The organism is Streptomyces sp. NPDC033270 (genome assembly GCF_055576575.1).
Genome location: NZ_JBVIRA010000017.1, coordinates 171,316 through 187,618 on the forward strand (window position 1 = coordinate 171,316; position 16,303 = coordinate 187,618).

Below are 16,303 nucleotides of genomic sequence, written 5' to 3' on the forward strand. Positions count from 1 at the left end.
CCGCGGGGCATGGCCCGCGGTCCCCGGCGCACCGTGCGTCCGCTGGTCAGGCGGCGGCCCCCGCTCGGCGAAGCGTGGGGCCGCCGCCTGCGACCTCGTCGTGGCGGCGGTGGCTCAGCCGCAGTTGCCCTTCGTCGGCCGGTCCGCGAAGCGGTTCGCGAGCCAGTCGGCGGCCGGCCGGGAACCCACGATCGCGCCGAGGACGTGCTCGCCCAGCGGGATCGAGTGCCACTCGACGGTGGCGCCCTTGGCGCACCAGTCGGCCCGCAGCTGCTCGCCGACCCCGTAGGGGATCAGTTCGTCGACGGTCCCGTGGTAGAGGTACACCGGGGCGTCCGGCTCGCGGGTGCCCAGGTCCGACGCGCGCAGCCGTCGCTGCCAGTCCGGTTGTTCCAGCGGGTTGCTGACGGTGACGTCGGAGATCTTCTTGAACAGGCCCGCGACGGTGTCGACGGCCACGCAGTTGTTCTTCATGAAGTCGACGTAGTGCCGGCCCTTGTCGTTGAGGTACTTCTCCAGGTGCAGTTCGGGGAAGGCGGCGTTCTGCCCGGTGGCGGCCATCAGGATGAGTCCGGCGCCGATATTGCCGTTGTTGGCGTCGGCGACCTTGCGCAGATCGGCCGGAACGCCGCCGGTCGCGGTGCCCTTGACGTCGAGTTCGGGCGCGTAGGAGCGGTGCAGTTCGGCGGCCCAGCTGCTGGCCTGGCCGCCCTGGGAGTAGCCCATGATGCCGACCGGGGAGTCCTCGGTGACGCCGGCCGCGGCGGCCCCGGGCAGCCGCTGGGCGGCCCGGGCGGCGTCCAGGACGGCCTGTCCCTCGGCGCGGCCGACGGTGTAGGTGTGGTCGCCGGGGGTGCCGAGGCCTTCGTAGTCGGTGACCGCGACCGCCCAACCCCGGGCGGTGAGCTGCTGGATGAGGTTGGCCTCCATGGTGGTGCCCTTGGGGAAGCCGGCCGAGGGCGCGCAGGAGTCGGCGAGGCCGACGGTGCCGACGGCGTAGGTGATGAGCGGCCGGGGGCCGGTGCGGCCGTCGTCGGGGACGATGACCGTGCCGGAGACGGTGTTGGGGCTGCCCTCGGCGGTGGTGGAACGGTAGGTGACGTGCCAGGCGCGGGTGCGGGTGGGCTGGCCGGGCAGCGGATGGAAGGACGTCGGGGCGGCGGCCACGATGTCGCCGGGGCTGCCGTGCGGGTGCGCGGCCGGCCGCGGTGCCGCGGCGCTCGCGCCGGCGAGGCCGAGCGTGAGTGCCAGGGCGGCGGTGGCGAGTGCGGTGGGGCGACGGTGCATACGGCTCTCCCAACTGACGCGGATGCTGGGGTGGTTGCTGCGACCGTAGTGACTCGCCGGTAAGGAAGGCGCTGACCGGGACGCTCAGCTTTGTTGACCCGGTGTCTCATGACGCGCGGGCCGGTCACCGGGGGCGGGGTGGCCGGGCTGCTCGGCGGCCGCGCCGCTCAGCCGGTAGGCGCCGGGTGTGGTGCCCGTCCACCGCCGGAAGGCGCGGTGGAACGCGGTGTCCTCCGAAAAGCCGATCCGCGCCGCGAGTTCGGCGATCGGCTCGTGCCCGGCGACCAGTGAGGAGATCGCCGCGTCCCGGCGTACCGCGTCCTTCAGCTGCTGGTACGAGGTCCCCTCGGCCTGGAGCCTGCGCCGCAGCGTCGCCGGGCTCACCGCCAGCCGGGCCGCGACCTCGCCGACCTCCGGGAGCCGTGCCGGGGCCGCGGTCCGCAGCGCCTGGACGAGGGTGCGGCGCACCTGCTCGGCGACGGTGGTGCCGTATTCGCGCCGGCTCAGCAGATCGGCCGGCGCCCGCCGCAGCATGGCCGCCAGCGCGCCCTCGTCCCGTACGACGGGCGCGGCGAGCCAGTGTGCGTCCCAGCCGGCCGCGGTGCGCTCGGCTCCGAAGTGCACCGGGCAGCCGAACAGTACGTCGTATTCGTGGGCGTGGGCCGGCGCCGGATAGGCGAAGTGCGCCCAGCGCAGCGGGATGCGGCGGCCGATCAGCCAGCTGGAGAGCCGGTGCCAGATGATCAGGATGCACTCGGAGAGGAAGTTGCCCTCGTCGTAGGGGCGCAGGTCGGTGCGTACGGAGAAGACTGCCGGGGCGCTGTGGCCGGCCGGGGCGGGGAGCGTCTCGACCGCCATCTCGGGTCCGCCGGGAAAGAGCCGGTAGAAGCGCGCCGCCCGGTCCAGTGCCGAGCCCAGGTCGGGGCAGCCCAGGCAGGCGTGGCACATCATGGCGAAGGTGCCGCGGCGGCTGGGCTCGGGGCCCAGGCCCAGGAACTCGTCGTCCGTCGCGCGGTGCAGGGCCTTGACCAGCCGGGTGAACTGCTCCGGTGTGACGCGGGCGCGGTCGTCGCCGAGCAGCAGGGGCGGGATCCGGGCGGCCTGGAGCAGCGGCACGGTGTCGGCGCCGAGGCGTTGTGCGCCGCTCAGCGCGGCTCGCACGTGGTGCATCGCGATCGTCAGCCGGCTCATGGCCCGACACCGTAGCGGCCCTGAGCGAAGAGGTCAGCGGGCGTGACGGTTCCCGTCATCCCCGCGGCCGGTGGCGGGTCCCTACGGTCTGCCGGGGGACGCCCCCTCGCCGCCCGCGGCCTCGTGAGCCGGGCGGCTCAGCAGATCCGTGGCAGCTGCTCCCCCAGCGGCAGATCGACCACGCGGGTACCGCCCAGGAGGGTGCGGGCCACGACCATGCCGGGGTGGGTGGCTACGGTCTCGCCGATGATGGTGGCGCCGGCGCCCAGGGGGTGGCTGCGCATGGCGTCCAGGACGGCGTCGGCGTGCTCGCGGGGGACGAAGGCGACCAGTTTGCCTTCGTTGGCGACGTACATGGGGTCCAGGCCGAGGATGGCGCAGGCGTTGGCGACGGTCGGGGGGACGGGGATGGCGCGTTCCTGGATGACGATGCCGGTGCAGGAGGCGGTGGCGATCTCGCACAGGGCGGCGGCCAGCCCGCCGCGCGTGGGATCGCGCAGGACGTGCAGGTCGGGGGTGACGGCGAGCATGGTCTCGACGAGGCCGCCGAGGGCCGCGCAGTCGCTCTCGATCTCGACGCCGAATTCCAGGCCCTCGCGGACGCTCATGATCGCCACGCCGTGGACGCCGATGTCACCGCTGACGATCACGACGTCGCCGGGGACGACGCGCTGCGGGCGAAGGTCGACACCGGACGGGATCAGGCCGATGCCGGCGGTGTTGATGTAGACGCCGTCGCCGTGGCCCGCCTCGACGACCTTGGTGTCGCCGGTGGCCACCTCCACGCCGGCGGCCCGCGCGGCCGCCCCCATCGCGTCGGCGACCCCGGCGACCACCGGCATCTCCACGCCCTCCTCCAGGATGAACCCGCAGGAGAGGTAGGCGGCCCGGGCGCCGCTCATGGCGAGGTCGTTGACGGTGCCGTTGACGGCGAGGTCGCCGATGCTGCCCCCGGGGAAGAACAGTGGCCGCACGACGAAGGAGTCGGTGGAGAAGGCGAGGCGGGTACCCCCGAGGGACACCGCGGCGGAGTCGCCGAGCTGGGCGAGGACCTCGCCGCCGAAGGCGGGGACGAAGATCTGCTGCACGAGTTCGGCGGAGAGCGCACCGCCCCCGCCGTGCCCCATCACGACGCGCGGCTGGTCGCGCAGCGGGGTGGGGCAGGTCCAGCCGGAGATGTCGACGGTGGGCAGTTGGCGCTCGGCCGGTGTGGGGCCGTGCGGCGCGGTGCGGGGGGTGTCAGACAACGGGGGTCGCCTCCAGCGGAGTGGGCGGGGTGCCGAGTCGGCGGTAGAGGAAGTAGGCGGCGCAGGCCCCCTCGCTGGAGACCATGGTGGCGCCGAGCGGGGTGCGCGGGGTGCAGGTGGTGCCGAACGCCTCGCATTCGTGCGGCTTGATGAGGCCCTGCAGGACCTCGCCGCTGCGGCAGGCGGCGGGTTCGCGGGTGGTGATGCCGGACACGGAGAAGCGGTGCTCGGCGTCGTAGTGGCGATAGCGCTCCGACAGCCGCCAGCCACTGGCGGGGATGGTGCCGATGCCGCGCCAGGCGCGGTCGGTGACCTCGAAGACATCGGCGAGCATGGCCTGGGCGGCCGGGTTGCCCTCGGTGCGCACGGCGCGCGGATAGGCGTTGTCCACGGTGTGTTCGCCGCGTTCGAGCTGGCGGACGGTGCGGCGGATGCCCTCCAGGATGTCCAGTGGCTCGAATCCGGTGACGACGATCGGGACCTGGAAGCGTTCGGCGAGGGCCGGGTACTCCCCCATGCCCATCACGCTGCACACATGGCCGGCGGCGAGGAACGCCTGGACCCGGCAGCTGGGCGAGGTCATGATCGCCTCGATGGCGGGCGGTACCCGGACGTGCGAGACCAGCAGGCTGAAGTTGGGGATGCCGAGTCGGCTCGCCTGATGGACCGTCATGGCGTTGGGCGGGGCGGTGGTCTCGAAGCCGATGCCGAAGAACACCACTTCGCGGTGCGGGTTCTGCTGGGCGATCTTCAGCGCGTCGAGCGGGGAGTAGACGACCCGTACGTCGCCGCCCTGGCTGCGCACCTGGAACAGGTCGCGGTCGCTGCCGGGGACGCGGAGCATGTCCCCGAAGGAGCAGAAGATCACGTCGGGGCGGGCCGCGATCTCCAGGGCCTTGTCGATGACCTCCAGCGGCGTGACACAGACCGGACAGCCCGGCCCGTGGATCAACTCGACCTCGTCGGGCAGGAGCTGGTCGATGCCGTGCCGGATGATGGTGTGGGTCTGGCCGCCGCAGACCTCCATCAGGGCCCAGGGCCGGGTCACCGTGGCGTGGATGTCGTCCAGCAGTCGGCGGGCCAGCTCGGGGTCCTGGAATTCGTCGATGTACTTCACTGCCGCGCCTCCCGCGCCGTCTCGCCCACGGCCGCCGCCGTGGCGCCGCCGGTCTCCGCCGGCCCCTGGGAGGCGGCCGCCGCCTCCCAGGGATCACCGAACTCCTCCTGGAGCAGGCCGAGTTCCTCGAAGAGCGCGAGGGTCTGCCGGGCGGACTCCTCGTCCAGGCGCTGCAGCGCGAACCCGACGTGCACGATCGCGTACTCGCCGACCTTCAGGTCCGGGACGTACTCCAGGCACACCTCCTTGACGACCCCGCCGAAGTCGACGGTGGCCATCCGGGTGCCGTCCCGCTCCTCGATGTCCAATACCTTGCCGGGTACCGCCAGGCACATGGGCCTCTCCTCGTCATGGGTACGTTGCGTCTGCCGCGCGCCACGTGGCTCAGGGCACGCCCACCCCGCCGTACAGGGGCGTGGTGCGCGCCGCCACGACGATCTGGCCGAGCGCCAGCCCCCCGTCGTTGGGCGGGATCGAGCGGTGGCGCAGGACGGTGAAGCCGTCCTGGCGCAGCCGGCCGGCGGTGGCCTCGGCCAGCAGGGTGTTGGCGAAGACGCCCCCGGTCAGGGCGACGGTCCCCAGTCCGGCCCGCTCCCGCGCCAGCCCGCACAGGTGCCGCACCAGGCCGACGACCGCCGCGTGGAAGCGGGCGGCGATCAGCGCCGGGGCGGTGCCCGCGCGCACGTCCCGGACGATCGCGGTGAGCAGCGGCGCCGGGTCGGCGAGGGTGTCGGCGAGCGGGCCCTTGGGGTCCGCCGGCGCGGAGTGCAGGGCGAAGGTGTAGCCGGCGCCGTCGTCCTCGCCGGCGGTCAGGGCCGCGGCTTCGAGTGCGACGGCGGCCTGCGCCTCGTAGCCGGAGTGGTGGCAGATCCCGGCGAGCGAGGAGACGGCGTCGAAGAGCCGGCCCATGCTGGAGGTGGGCACGCAGTTGAGGTGGCGTTCGAGCTGCCGGGCCAGCAGCCGCCGTTCGTCGGGTGGGCAGGCCGCCACCGGGGGCAGGTCCTCGGCCCAGTCGATGCCGGCGGCGCGCAGATGGGCCAGCGCCATCCGGTAGGGGCGCCGTACGGTGGTGTCGCCGCCGGGCAGCGGCACATAGGCCAGTTGCCCGAAGCGGCGGTATCCGTCGTAGTCGGCGAGCAGGATCTCGCCGCCCCACACGGCCTGGTCGTCGCCGTAGCCGGTGCCGTCGAAGGCGACGCCGATGACCGGCTGGCCGCCGTCGAGGCCGTGTTCGGCCATGGCCGAGGCGATGTGCGCGTGGTGGTGCTGGACCCGTACGAGCGGCCGGCCTTCGGTGTGGCGCTGGGCCCACTGGCCGGACCGGTAGCCGGGGTGCCGGTCGGCCGCGAGGAGCTGGGGGCGCACCCCGGTGACCGTCTCCAGGTGCGCCTCGGCCGCTTCGAACGCGAGCTGGGTGGCGAAGTCGTCCATGTCGCCGATGTGCGCGGACAGCCAGGCGCGGCGCCCCTCGGCCAGGCACAGCACGTTCTTGAGGTCGCCGCCGGCCGCGAGCGCGGGCCGTACGGGCACCGGGAGTGCGACGGGGAACGGCGCATAGCCGCGGGAGCGGCGCACGAACAGCGGCTCGCCGTCGCTGATCCGGACCACCGAGTCGTCGCACGGGATCCGGATCGGCCGGTCGTGGGTGAGCCAGGCGTCCGCCAGGTGCGCCAGCCGGCGCAGGGCCTCGTCGTCGTCGGTGACGATCGGTTCGCCCGCGACGTTGCCGCTGGTCATCACCAGCAGCCGGGGCCCGGGCGGATCGCCGGGCAGGCCGAGCAGGAGGTGGTGCAGGGGGGTGTAGGGAAGCATGACGCCCAGGTCGGGGCTGGCGGGGGCGACGGCTTCGCAGAGCGCCGGCGCACCGGGCACCGGCGCGGGGTCCGGGGTGCGGCGCAGCAGGACGATGGGCCGCTGGGGTCCGGTGAGCAGTGCGCGTTCCTCGTCCCGTACGCGCACCAGGTGGGCGATGTCGTCGATATGACGGGCCATCAGGGCCAGCGGTTTGTCACCGCGGGCCTTGCGGCGGCGCAGCAGCGTGACGGCGGTGTCGTTGGAAGCGTCGCACACGAGGTGGTAGCCGCCGAGGCCTTTGACGGCCACGATCGCGCCGTCCGCGAGCAGGTGCCGGGTGGCGGCGACCGGGTCGGCGCCGCGCTCCGGGCGGGGCGGCCGGGTGCGGTCGTCGGGGTCCGCGGTCAGCAGTCGCAGCCGGGGGCCGCAGTCGTGGCAGGCGATGGGCTGGGCGTGGAAGCGCCGGTCGGCCGGGTCCGCGTACTCCCGCGCGCAGCCCACGCACATCGGGAAGCGGTCCATGGTCGTCAGCGCGCGGTCGTAAGGGAGCGCGGTGACGATGGTGAACCGCGGCCCGCAGTGCGTGCAGGTCAGGAAGGGGTGCCGGTGGCGGCGGTCGGCCGGGTCGGTCAGCTCGGCCAGGCAGGCGTCGCAGGTGGCGGCGTCCGGGGCGACCAGCGTGCGGGAGGGGCCGTGGCCCCGGGAGGGCAGGATGCGGAACCCGGCCTCGCCGACCGCGGCGATGTCCTCGCCGTCGACCGCCTCGACGACGGCCAGCGGGGGTGCCTCGCCGCCGATCCGTTCGGCGAAGCGGGCGAGCGCGGCGGGGTGGCCCTCGACCTCGGCGACCACGCCCTCGCCGGTGTTGGCGACATGGCCGGTCAGGCCCAGTTCGGTGGCCAGGGCATGGACGAACGGCCGGAAGCCGACGCCCTGGACGACGCCGCGCACGGTGATCCGCCGGCGCGCGGCGGCCGCCGCGGGGGCCCGGTCGACCTGCCCGGTGGTCATGAGCGGCTCGACGCCACGGTGCCGGGGCCGGACCGGTGGGTGTGACCGCCCGTCACCCGCGGAGCGTGGGTGTAGTGGTCCTCGTCCTGGCGTGCGTCGGTCTGCGGCTGCTGGCCCTCCCCGGCGTCGTGCACATGGTGGGACTTGCGGGTCATGACGGGCAGGTGCACCGGCGCTCCGTCGCGCGCGGCCAGCGCCCGTTCCAGCAGTACGCCGTCCCCTTCGCCGCCGCGCGCCGAGGTGAGGACGATCTCGACGCCGGGGTTGATCCGCTCGACGTTGGCGCGGAACTCCGCCTCGTCGAAGGAGACCGCCTGCGCGATGTCGGTCTTGGTGACGACGACCAGGTGGGCCAGGCCGAAGGCGGTGGGGTACTTCAGCGGCTTGTCCTCGCCCTCGGTGACCGATGCCAGGACGACCCGCAGTGTCTCCCCCAGGTCGTAGGAGGCCGGGCAGACCAGGTTGCCGACGTTCTCGATGAACAGCAGCCGGGTGTCGGCGGGGAGCCAGCCGTGCAGATGCCCGCCGAGCATCTCGGCCTCCAGGTGGCACAGCCCGTCGGTGAGCACCTGCTTGACGGGCACTCCGGAGCGGGACAGCCGGATCGCGTCGTTCTCGGTGGCGAGGTCGGCGGTGAGGGCCGCGACGGGGATGCCGCGGCTGTGGGCGAGGGTGAGTTCGCGCTCCAGGAGGGCGGTCTTGCCGCTGCCGGGGCTGGAGAGCAGATTGACGACCGCGGTGCCCCTGGCCGCGAGGTCCTCGCGCAGGGTGTGGGCGCAGGCGTCGTTCTTGGCGAGGACGGCCTGTTGCAGGTCGACGACACGGCACATGGTTCAGCGCTCCTGAGGAATCGGTGCGGGGACCGGGGCGTCGTTCCAGCACACGGTGACGATCTGCAGTTCACGGCCGGACAGCAGCCCGTCCGTCGCCCCGCCGCAGTCCGGGCAGCTCAGCCGCGGCGGCATGCCCACCTGCCAGGTCGTCGCGCAGGGGCCGCAGCGGGCGCGGGCGGGCACCGGTTCCATGACGAGTTCGGCGCCCTCCAACGCCGTGCCGGCGCAGGCGAGTTCGAAGGAGAAGGCCAGTGCGTCGGGGACCACTCCGGCCAGTTCGCCGACCTGCAACCGGACGCTGCGGACCGCGGTGGCCCCGGCGGGCCGGGCCGCGCCTTCGACCTGGTCCACGACGGCCAGCGCGATGGACATCTCGTGCATCGGTCCCTCTCTGGTGCGGGGACGGCCGGGTGCCGCCGGGGGGGTGTCCGGCGGCCCTGGGCTTCATTAGACGGCGCCGCCGCGGGGCGGCCCGGGTGCCTCGCCGGGGCGGCGCGGTGGCGTACGCCGTTCGGTGCAGCGCGGGCGGTGGCCGGCCGCCGTCCCGTCACATGGCCCGGATGCGCAGATAGCGCTTGAGGTCGGGGAGCAGGGACTTCAGGGCGAGGGCGAGCGCGGTGGCGGCCGCGCCGCCCAGGGCGAGCTTCAGCATGGTGTCGTGTTCCTCTCACTGGTGCCCGGTCCGTTGGCGACCGGTGCCGGCTCTTCGGCGGGGTGTTCCGGTTGCTCCGCGGCACCCGGTTCCGGCTCGTCCGTGGCGCCGGATGCCGGTGCGTCCGCGCCGACCAGACGCAGGATCAGCCGTACGGCCTCGTCGACCGCCGCCTCGACCGGCGCGCTGAGCCCGATGCCTTCGGCGACCTCGGCGGGTTCGCAGCCGACGACCAGGACGCGCCGCGGGCGCCGTTGGCCGGTGCCCGCGCTGAGCGTGTCGAGCAGCGCGAGCACGGTGTCGGGGGTCATGTGGTGGCCGTCGAGCGCGGGGGCGCCGGCGGCGGGGGCGGAGGTGGTGGCGTCGAGGAGGTAGACGGTGCCGGGTGCGCCTCGGCGCGCGGCGGCGTCCACGAGCAGGACGGTGTGGTAGCCCTCCAGCATCTGGTAGGCGAGGTGCACGCCCCGGACACCGGCGTCGACGACTTCCACGCCCTCCGGGAGGGGGTGTTCGCAGAGCCGGCGGACGGCCTCGACGCCGAAGCCGTCGTCGCCGAGGAAGATGTTGCCGACGCCCGCGATCAGGGTCTTCCCGGGCGGTCCGGCGGCGGGGGCGGCGGAGCTCACGCGTCCTCCAGAGGGGCGATCTCATCGGGTTGGAAGTACAGGAAGCGGCCCTGCTCCCGCTGGATGTCGGCGCCCGGATCGTCCTCGACGGTCACCGCCAGGTGCACCCCGCCGTCCACGTCGTGCAGCACGGCCTCGACCCGGGCGCTGCGGCCCTGGAGGAAGAGGTCCTGGGCGTCGGTGCGGCGCAGGCCCGGCTTCAGCAGCACCCGGCTGCCCGCGCCGACCGACCGCCCGTCGACGGTGATCCGGTCGTGCGCCGGGTCGACGCCGCGGTCGCCGGCCGGGTCCCACCAGGGGGTGTCCGGGCGGGTGCCCGGCACGTCGGGGGCGGCCGGGTCGGCGGGGGCGGCCGGGCCGGCGTCGGTCACCTCGCGCAGCGCCCGGACGGCGCCGTGCAGCCGCTCCAGGACCTCGGGCGGCATGGTGTCGGCGAGCGCGATGACGTCGGCGGCGCGCGGGTCGGTGCCGCGGGCCTCGCGCTTCTCCTGGTCGGTGAGGGCGGCGGTGCGCAGCGCGAGGATCTCGTCGATCTCCAGGGCGTCGTAGAGCGCGCCGGGGCTTTCGGGGGCGATGGCCGGATGGTCCTCCAGGATGATCGGGGAGGACAGCACCACATCGGCGCGGCCCGACTCGCCTGCCAGCACCGGCCAGGAGTGCTCGTTGCGGCAGGACGCCGCGGCGGCCCGGGCCCATTCGGGCGGGTCGGTCATGGACAGGAACGAGCCCGCGCTCAGGCCGAGCAGGAGATGGGCGCCGACCAGGCAGTACGGCAGCGCGGCGGACCGGTCGGCGCCGGCGTCGTCCGGCTGCCAGGTGCTGGTGTTCTCCACGGTCGCGGTCAGCCGCAGCGCCGCGTACGGTCCGTCGAGCGCGTCGGCGGTCAGCCGTACCAGGCCCTCGATCCCGGCGCGGCGGCGCACCAGCCGGCCGACCGGCCGCCCCTGGGCGTCGTGGACCGGCTCGGTCTCCTCATGCGCGGGGCGGGTGAACGGGATCGTCAGTCCCTCGTCGGTCAGCTTGGCGACGTCCACGTCCAGGGTGATGCGCTCCTCGGTCCCCTCGTCCCAGCAGGACACCACCCGGTCGGGCAGTTCGAGTTGCTCCACGGTCTCGAACTCCCCATCGGCGACGAGGCGTTGGACGGTGCGCCGCTGGGCGTGCAGAAACCGCAGTTCGGCCGAGAGCCGGGCGCCCGCCCTGGGCTCCATGAGGCATTCGGTGCGCTGGAAGGAGTGCTCCGCGTGCTCGGCGCCCCAGCCCGGCGGCACCAGGACGCCGAACTGCCACCGGAGCCGGTTCTTGGCGGCGGAGGCACGGTACGGGTAGAGCACATAGCCCTCGAACAGCACCGCGTCGGCCACCTGGCGGGCGGTGGCGAAGCGGTCCGCCGCCTCGTCGGGCAGGACGCCGGTCGTCACGGTGCGGTCCTCTCGGTGACGGGACGGGCCGCGGCCCCGGGGAAGAGCCGGGCGCGCGGGGCGGGCGGCTCGGGGCCGTCGGCGCCGGCCAGCAGCGCCTCGACGGTCGCCTGCCAGGAGGGCAGGGCGCGCCGGGAGCGGTAGGCGAGCAGGGCGTCGAGGGTTTCGCGTGGCAGCCGGAGCCAGCCGCAGCCGGGGAAGTGCGCCTCGGTCATCTCCTGCCAGACCGTCACCGGCATGCGGACGGACGCTTCCTTGTTCCAGGGCACCGGCTGGACCTGGAAGCCGCCGGCGCCGGCGAAGACCGTGCCGGAGAAGAGCAGCAGCAGCGGGACCTCGCCGTCGCGCAGCGCGTGGAAGTACCGGCCGGCCGCGACGTCCAGGTCGTAGCTGCACGGGACGGGCAGATCCACCTCGCACTCGCCGGTGAAGCCGGGGACGACCAGCGAGACCTGGGCGAACTGCAGGGGGTGCAGGGTGCTGCTCCAGCGGGAGCGGTCGCCGAAGAGGTCGGCGAGCGCCTCGGCCTCTTCGGGCAGGTAGCCGCGCCGGGCCGGTTCGATCCGGATCTGGCAGCGCAGCGCGAGGGCGTGCACCCGCACCGCGGGGTCGGGGGCGGTCAGGCGCAGCCGGAACAGCAGGGTGGGGGCGGCGGCGTAGGGGTCGGCACGGACACCGGTGCAGACGAAGGACAGATCGGTCACGGCCGGTCGTCCTCCTTCGGGGGACGGGCCCGGCGGGCGACCTTGGTGAAGAAGTCGGCGAGCGCGGCGCGCGCCTCGGCGCCGCCGTCGAAGCCGCGCCACAGCAGCCGCATCCGGCCCACGAGTTCGTAGCAGATGTCGATGGGGACCAGATAGCAGTCGATCCGCCCCTCGATGCGGCGCAGCAGCAGCGCCTCCACGTCGGGCTGGAGGAGTTCGGCCAGTCGGCTGGCGGCCAGTACGGTCTGCCAGGTGGACGGGTCGAGTTCGCTCTCGGTGGCGCCGGCCGGGCTGGGGTAGAGCGCGACCAGCCGGTCCAGGTCGGAGTGGCGCAGGAAGAACGCGACGCCGACGGGGATCTGCAGCAGGTTCCAGGCCCCGTCGTCGAGGGTGTGGCCGGGGTCGACGAGGTAGCGGTCGGGGACGCTGCGGAACTGCCCGGCGCCGGGCGCGTCGAAGAGCAGCGCGCAGGGGGTGCAGGCGCAGGCCAGCGCGCGGCGGCTGATGTCGACCAGGTGGCGGTGGTTGTGCTCGGCGAGCACCATGGCGCACAGTTCGCAGCGTTCGGGTGCGGGCGGTGCCGGTGCGCGGAAGCGGCGCAGACCGCGGTGGGCGGTCAGCGGCCCCAGACGCATGGCCGCCGTCTGCGGGGCGCTCACGAGACGGTGGCGGCGGTCGGCGGGCGGCTGGAGATCTGCAGCAGCGGCGGTTCGGTGCGGGCCTCGGCCGCCTCCCACTGCACCGCGGTCACCTCGGGCGCGAAGCAGCTCAGGGCGGCCTCGACGGCCTGCTGGGCGGCCTGGCTCGTGCTGGGGCAGCCGCAGCCGCCGGAGTCGGCCGACCGCAGCCGCAGTACGCCGGTGTCGGCGGCGAACTCCGCGACGTCGGCCGGGTGCCGGCGGCGGACGCTGTCCAGGGCGCGGTCGATGCGGGCGGCGGTGTCCTCGGGGTGCAGGTCGTGCAGCACCAGCAGCCCGGTCACCAGCTCGTCGCCCAGCAGCGCCGCCCACGGGCCGCCGTCGCCCGTGTCGCGCTGCAGGAGGTGCGCGATCCGGGCGAGCCCCGCGCCGTAGAAGTCCATCAGCGCGCGCACGAGTTCCTCGGCGGCGGTGCTCGCCTCCCGGTCCTCGCGCCGGGCGAGGCGGTCCAGTACCTCCTCGACGCGGCGGCCGGTCGCCTCCGCGTTCGGCGCGGCGGTCGGCTCCGGGGCGGTGGGGGCGCTCATCCGGACAGCCCGCTCAGGCCGGTGGGCACATGCATCTTCTGTACGGATCTGCCGTCGCCGACGTACATGTGGACGCCGCAGGGCAGACACGGGTCGAAGCTGCGCACCGTGCGCATGATGTCGATGCCCTTGAAGTTCTCCGGGGTGTTCTCCTCGAAGATCGGGGTGTTCTGGACGGCGTCCTCGTACGGGCCCGGGGTGCCGTAGCTGTCGCGGGTGCTGGCGTTCCACGGAGTCGGCGGGTAGGGGTGGTAGTTGGCGATCTTGCCGTCCCGGATGACCATGTGGTGCGAGAGGACGCCGCGTACCGCCTCGGTGAAACCGCAGCCGATGGACTCGTCGGGGACCTCGAACTTCTCCCACGTCTGGGTGCGTCCGGCGCGTACCTCGTTGAGGCCCTGCTCGGCGAAGTGCAGCGCCATGGCGGCCGCGTAGGCCTGGAAGTAGGTGCGGGCGCGGTTGCGCTCCAGGGCGTTGCTCCACTTCGGGATCTTCCATTCGAAGCGGGCCTCGGGCTTGGTCATGCTGCGCGGCAGGTCGATGACCACGCTCTGGCCGGTGGCCTTGACGTACGGGGTGTCGACGAGCCCGGACAGCGCGGTGGACCAGAGCCGGGCGATCGGGCCGCCGCCGGTGTCCAGCGCCAGGTGCTCCTTGCCGTCGAACCACCGCGGGGACATCACCCAGCTGTACTTGTCGTTGAAGTCCCGCTTCTGCGGGGCGGGGATGGTGTGCTGGTTCCACGGGTGGCGCGGGTCGACGGGGTTGCCGAGCGGGTCGTGGGTGACGAACTGCTCCTGGCCCTGCCAGTCCTGGTAGTAGGAGCTGCCCAGCAGGATCCGGATACCGAGGTTGATCTCGGTGAGGTCGTTGGTCACGAGCTTGCCGTCGACGATGATGCCGGGGGTGACGAACATCTTGCGCCCCCAGTCCGTCATGTTGCGGTACGTGAAGTCGCAGTGCTCCGGGTCGTTGAGGGCGCCCCAGCAGCCCAGCAGGACGCGGCGCCGGCCGACCTCCTCGTAGCCCGGAAGGGCCTCGTAGAAGAAGTCGAACAGGTCGTCGTGGAGCGGGACGACGCGCTTCATGAACTCGACGTAGCGCATCAGCCGGCTGAGGTAGTCGGTGAAGAGCTGGACGCTGGCGATGGTGCCGACGCCGCCCGGGTAGAGCGTGGAGGGGTGCACATGGCGGCCCTCCATCAGGCAGAACATCTCCCGGGTGTAGCGGCTGACCTGCAGCGCCTCGCGGTAGAACTCGCCCTCGATGGGGTTGAGGGCGGACATGATGTCGGCGATGGTGCGATAACCGTGGTCGCCGGCGTGCGGGGCTTCGGTGCGCTGGGCGACCTCCCAGACCCCGGGGTTGGTCTCGCGGACCATCTTCTCGCAGTAGTCGACCCCGACCAGGTTCTCCTGGAAGATGTTGTGGTCGAACATGTACTCGGCGGACTCGCCGAGGTTGATGATCCACTCCCCCAGGTGCGGCGGCTTGACCCCGTAGGCCATGTTCTGCGTGTACACCGAGCAGGTGGCGTGGTTGTCGCCGCAGATGCCGCAGATCCGGCTGGTGATGAAGTGGGCGTCGCGCGGGTCCTTGCCGCGCATGAAGACGCTGTAGCCGCGGAAGACGGACGAGGTGCTGTAGCACTCCGCCACCCGCTTCTGCTTGAAGTCGATCTTGGTGTGGATGCCGAGGCTGCCCACGATCCGGGTGATCGGATCCCAGGACATCTCCGTCAGACCGCTGCCGTCACCGGCCGCCTTCGTCTTGGGTGCCATCGTGTGTGCCGTTGCCCTTCTGTACGCAGGAGGTGGGGTCGGACGGAGAGTCCGGGGTCGTGTTCAAAACGGCTCGGGGTGTGCACTCACCACGGTTTGCGGTAGCCGGTGGTCAGTTGGTCGCCGCGGTGGCGCCACTTGGGTTCGTGGTCGACGGTCTTGGCGGTGATACCGCGCAGCCGGCGGACGACGCTTCCGTACACCGTGCTGGCGGCGCTGGAGACCCTGCCGCCGGGCGGCTCGTCCATGAACGGCATGAACTTGTCGGGGAAGCCGGGCATGGTGCAGGCGATACAGAGGCCGCCGACGTTCGGACAGCCGCCGATGCCGTCCATCCAGCCCCGCTTGGGGACATTGCATTTGACCACGGGGCCCCAGCATCCGAGCTTCACCAGGCACTTGGGCGAGTCGTAGGTGGTGGCGAACTGGCCCTGTTCGTAGTAGCCGGCCCGGTCGCAGCCCTCGTGCACGGTCTCGCCGAAGAGCCAGGTGGGTCGCAGCTGCTCGTCCAGCGGGATCATCGGGGCCGCGCCGACCGCCTGGTAGAGCAGGTAGGTCAGCGTCTCGGAGAAGTTGTCCGGCTGGATCGGGCAGCCGGGCACACACACGATCGGGATGCCGGCCTTGGAGGTCCAGTCCCAGCCGAGGTAGTCGGGCACGCCCATGGCGCCGGTCGGGTTGCCGGACATGGCGTGGATGCCGCCGTACGTGGCGCAGGTACCGATCGCGACGACGGCGAGCGCCTGGGGGGCGAGGCGGTCGATCCACTCACTGGTGGTGATGGGCTGGCCGGTCTCGGGGTCGTCGCCGAAACCGCACCAGTAGCCCTCCGGCTTGATCGACTCGTTGGGGACGGACCCCTCGATGACAAGGACGAACGGGTCGATCTCACCGCGCTCGCCCTTGAAGAACCACTCGATGAAGGTGTCCGCGCCCTGGACCGGGCCGCACTCGAAATCGATCAGTGGCCAGTGCACGGCTACCTTGGGCAGTCCCGGTAGCACGCTGAGCGCGATCTCCTCGATGCTCGGCTGGGTCGCGGCGGTCAGCGACACCGAGTCGCCGTCGCAGCTCAGACCGGCGTTGATCCAGAGGATATGGATCGGGGACTCGTCCTCGGCGGACGGCTTTCCGTTCGCGGCGGCCTTGTCGGCCACGCTCGATGCTGCGGACATGGCGATGTCTCCTAGGCGGATATGCAACGAAAGCGATGGTTCAAGGCTTCCGTCCACCTTGGTAACACCCCTTGACCCGCCGGGCCGGTCACCGGGGGCCGTTGCGGTGACGCAGCGTGGCGGGGTCATGACGCAGCGGGGGGGGGGGGCGGGGGGGGGGGGGGGGGGAGGGGGGGGGGGGGGGGGGGGGGGGGGGGGGCCCAGCTCCCCCCCGGGGTGGCGGAAACCCCCTGCCCCAG

At 73.1% G+C, this 16,303-nt stretch carries 16 protein-coding genes; all 16 read right to left on the bottom strand.

Annotated elements, in window-relative coordinates:
* Window positions 1-114 precede the first annotated feature (114 nt).
* The 16 genes from ACZ5XZ_RS23760 to ACZ5XZ_RS23835 all read right to left on the bottom strand — a co-directional run bounded on the left by ACZ5XZ_RS23760 (window position 115) and on the right by ACZ5XZ_RS23835 (window position 16,064).
* The gene (locus ACZ5XZ_RS23760; protein ID WP_468981213.1) at window positions 115-1,287 is read right to left on the bottom strand and encodes a lipase family protein; all 1,173 of its coding nucleotides are present in this window, start codon (window positions 1,285-1,287) and stop codon (window positions 115-117) included.
* Window positions 1,288-1,371: 84 nt separating this feature from the next.
* The gene (locus tag ACZ5XZ_RS23765) at window positions 1,372-2,478 is read right to left on the bottom strand and encodes an AraC family transcriptional regulator ligand-binding domain-containing protein (protein ID WP_468981214.1); all 1,107 of its coding nucleotides are present in this window, start codon (window positions 2,476-2,478) and stop codon (window positions 1,372-1,374) included.
* A 137-nt stretch (window positions 2,479-2,615) separates the two neighbouring features.
* Complete coding sequence (gene hypE, locus ACZ5XZ_RS23770) at window positions 2,616-3,605, bottom strand: hydrogenase expression/formation protein HypE (protein ID WP_468981272.1); 990 nt, start codon at window positions 3,603-3,605, stop codon at window positions 2,616-2,618.
* A gap of 112 nt (window positions 3,606-3,717) precedes the next feature.
* Window positions 3,718-4,842 carry a hydrogenase formation protein HypD gene (gene hypD, locus ACZ5XZ_RS23775; protein ID WP_468981216.1) on the bottom strand — a complete coding sequence of 375 codons (1,125 nt, stop codon included), beginning with the start codon at window positions 4,840-4,842 and terminating at the stop codon, window positions 3,718-3,720.
* Entirely contained in the window at window positions 4,839-5,177 is a 339-nt protein-coding gene (locus ACZ5XZ_RS23780) for a HypC/HybG/HupF family hydrogenase formation chaperone (protein ID WP_468981219.1), read from the bottom strand. The genes hypD and ACZ5XZ_RS23780 overlap by 4 nt, the downstream gene beginning before the upstream one ends.
* Window positions 5,178-5,226: 49 nt before the next feature.
* A complete protein-coding gene (gene hypF / locus ACZ5XZ_RS23785; protein ID WP_468981221.1) occupies window positions 5,227-7,647 on the bottom strand; it encodes a carbamoyltransferase HypF in 2,421 nt (806 codons plus the stop codon).
* Complete coding sequence (gene hypB / locus ACZ5XZ_RS23790; RefSeq protein WP_468981222.1) at window positions 7,644-8,477, bottom strand: hydrogenase nickel incorporation protein HypB; 834 nt, start codon at window positions 8,475-8,477, stop codon at window positions 7,644-7,646. The genes hypF and hypB overlap by 4 nt, the downstream gene beginning before the upstream one ends.
* Window positions 8,478-8,480: 3 nt before the next feature.
* The gene (locus tag ACZ5XZ_RS23795; protein WP_384441832.1) at window positions 8,481-8,861 is read right to left on the bottom strand and encodes a hydrogenase maturation nickel metallochaperone HypA/HybF; all 381 of its coding nucleotides are present in this window, start codon (window positions 8,859-8,861) and stop codon (window positions 8,481-8,483) included.
* 166 nt (window positions 8,862-9,027) lie between these two features.
* Complete coding sequence (locus ACZ5XZ_RS23800; RefSeq protein ID WP_468981225.1) at window positions 9,028-9,132, bottom strand: DUF6893 family small protein; 105 nt, start codon at window positions 9,130-9,132, stop codon at window positions 9,028-9,030.
* Window positions 9,126-9,758 carry a hydrogenase maturation protease gene (locus ACZ5XZ_RS23805; protein ID WP_468981227.1) on the bottom strand — a complete coding sequence of 211 codons (633 nt, stop codon included), beginning with the start codon at window positions 9,756-9,758 and terminating at the stop codon, window positions 9,126-9,128. The genes ACZ5XZ_RS23800 and ACZ5XZ_RS23805 overlap by 7 nt, the downstream gene beginning before the upstream one ends.
* The gene (locus tag ACZ5XZ_RS23810) at window positions 9,755-11,179 is read right to left on the bottom strand and encodes a hypothetical protein (protein WP_468981228.1); all 1,425 of its coding nucleotides are present in this window, start codon (window positions 11,177-11,179) and stop codon (window positions 9,755-9,757) included. Before ACZ5XZ_RS23810 ends, ACZ5XZ_RS23805 begins: the two co-directional genes overlap by 4 nt.
* Entirely contained in the window at window positions 11,176-11,883 is a 708-nt protein-coding gene (locus tag ACZ5XZ_RS23815) for a DUF6084 family protein (protein WP_468981231.1), read from the bottom strand. Before ACZ5XZ_RS23815 ends, ACZ5XZ_RS23810 begins: the two co-directional genes overlap by 4 nt.
* Window positions 11,880-12,518: a DUF5947 family protein gene (locus ACZ5XZ_RS23820; protein ID WP_468981275.1), complete on the bottom strand. Its 639-nt coding sequence runs from the start codon at window positions 12,516-12,518 to the stop codon at window positions 11,880-11,882. The genes ACZ5XZ_RS23815 and ACZ5XZ_RS23820 overlap by 4 nt, the downstream gene beginning before the upstream one ends.
* Window positions 12,519-12,538: 20 nt before the next feature.
* Window positions 12,539-13,108 carry a hypothetical protein gene (locus ACZ5XZ_RS23825; protein ID WP_468981232.1) on the bottom strand — a complete coding sequence of 190 codons (570 nt, stop codon included), beginning with the start codon at window positions 13,106-13,108 and terminating at the stop codon, window positions 12,539-12,541.
* Window positions 13,105-14,889, bottom strand: a complete 1,785-nt coding sequence (locus ACZ5XZ_RS23830; protein ID WP_468981234.1) for a nickel-dependent hydrogenase large subunit — start codon at window positions 14,887-14,889, stop codon at window positions 13,105-13,107. The genes ACZ5XZ_RS23825 and ACZ5XZ_RS23830 overlap by 4 nt, the downstream gene beginning before the upstream one ends.
* A gap of 86 nt (window positions 14,890-14,975) precedes the next feature.
* Window positions 14,976-16,064, bottom strand: coding sequence for an NADH-quinone oxidoreductase subunit B family protein (locus ACZ5XZ_RS23835; protein WP_468981235.1), 1,089 nt, complete (start codon window positions 16,062-16,064; stop codon window positions 14,976-14,978).
* Window positions 16,065-16,303: the final 239 nt, after the last annotated feature.

Excerpts from the sequence above, each read along its gene's own strand:
- ACZ5XZ_RS23780 (WP_468981219.1), bottom strand. The coding sequence starts at position 5,177 with ATGTGCCTGGCGGTACCCGGCAAGGTATTGGACATCGAGGAGCGGGAC.
- hypB (WP_468981222.1), bottom strand. The coding sequence starts at position 8,477 with ATGTGCCGTGTCGTCGACCTGCAACAGGCCGTCCTCGCCAAGAACGAC.
- ACZ5XZ_RS23800 (WP_468981225.1), bottom strand. The coding sequence starts at position 9,132 with ATGCTGAAGCTCGCCCTGGGCGGCGCGGCCGCCACCGCGCTCGCCCTC.
- ACZ5XZ_RS23825 (WP_468981232.1), bottom strand. The coding sequence starts at position 13,108 with ATGAGCGCCCCCACCGCCCCGGAGCCGACCGCCGCGCCGAACGCGGAG.
- ACZ5XZ_RS23795 (WP_384441832.1), bottom strand. The coding sequence starts at position 8,861 with ATGCACGAGATGTCCATCGCGCTGGCCGTCGTGGACCAGGTCGAAGGC.
- ACZ5XZ_RS23830 (WP_468981234.1), bottom strand. The coding sequence starts at position 14,889 with ATGGCACCCAAGACGAAGGCGGCCGGTGACGGCAGCGGTCTGACGGAG.
- ACZ5XZ_RS23820 (WP_468981275.1), bottom strand. The coding sequence starts at position 12,518 with ATGCGTCTGGGGCCGCTGACCGCCCACCGCGGTCTGCGCCGCTTCCGC.
- ACZ5XZ_RS23835 (WP_468981235.1), bottom strand. The coding sequence starts at position 16,064 with ATGTCCGCAGCATCGAGCGTGGCCGACAAGGCCGCCGCGAACGGAAAG.
- hypE (WP_468981272.1), bottom strand. The coding sequence starts at position 3,605 with ATGGGGCACGGCGGGGGCGGTGCGCTCTCCGCCGAACTCGTGCAGCAG.
- hypF (WP_468981221.1), bottom strand. The coding sequence starts at position 7,647 with ATGACCACCGGGCAGGTCGACCGGGCCCCCGCGGCGGCCGCCGCGCGC.
- ACZ5XZ_RS23760 (WP_468981213.1), bottom strand. The coding sequence starts at position 1,287 with ATGCACCGTCGCCCCACCGCACTCGCCACCGCCGCCCTGGCACTCACG.
- ACZ5XZ_RS23765 (WP_468981214.1), bottom strand. The coding sequence starts at position 2,478 with ATGAGCCGGCTGACGATCGCGATGCACCACGTGCGAGCCGCGCTGAGC.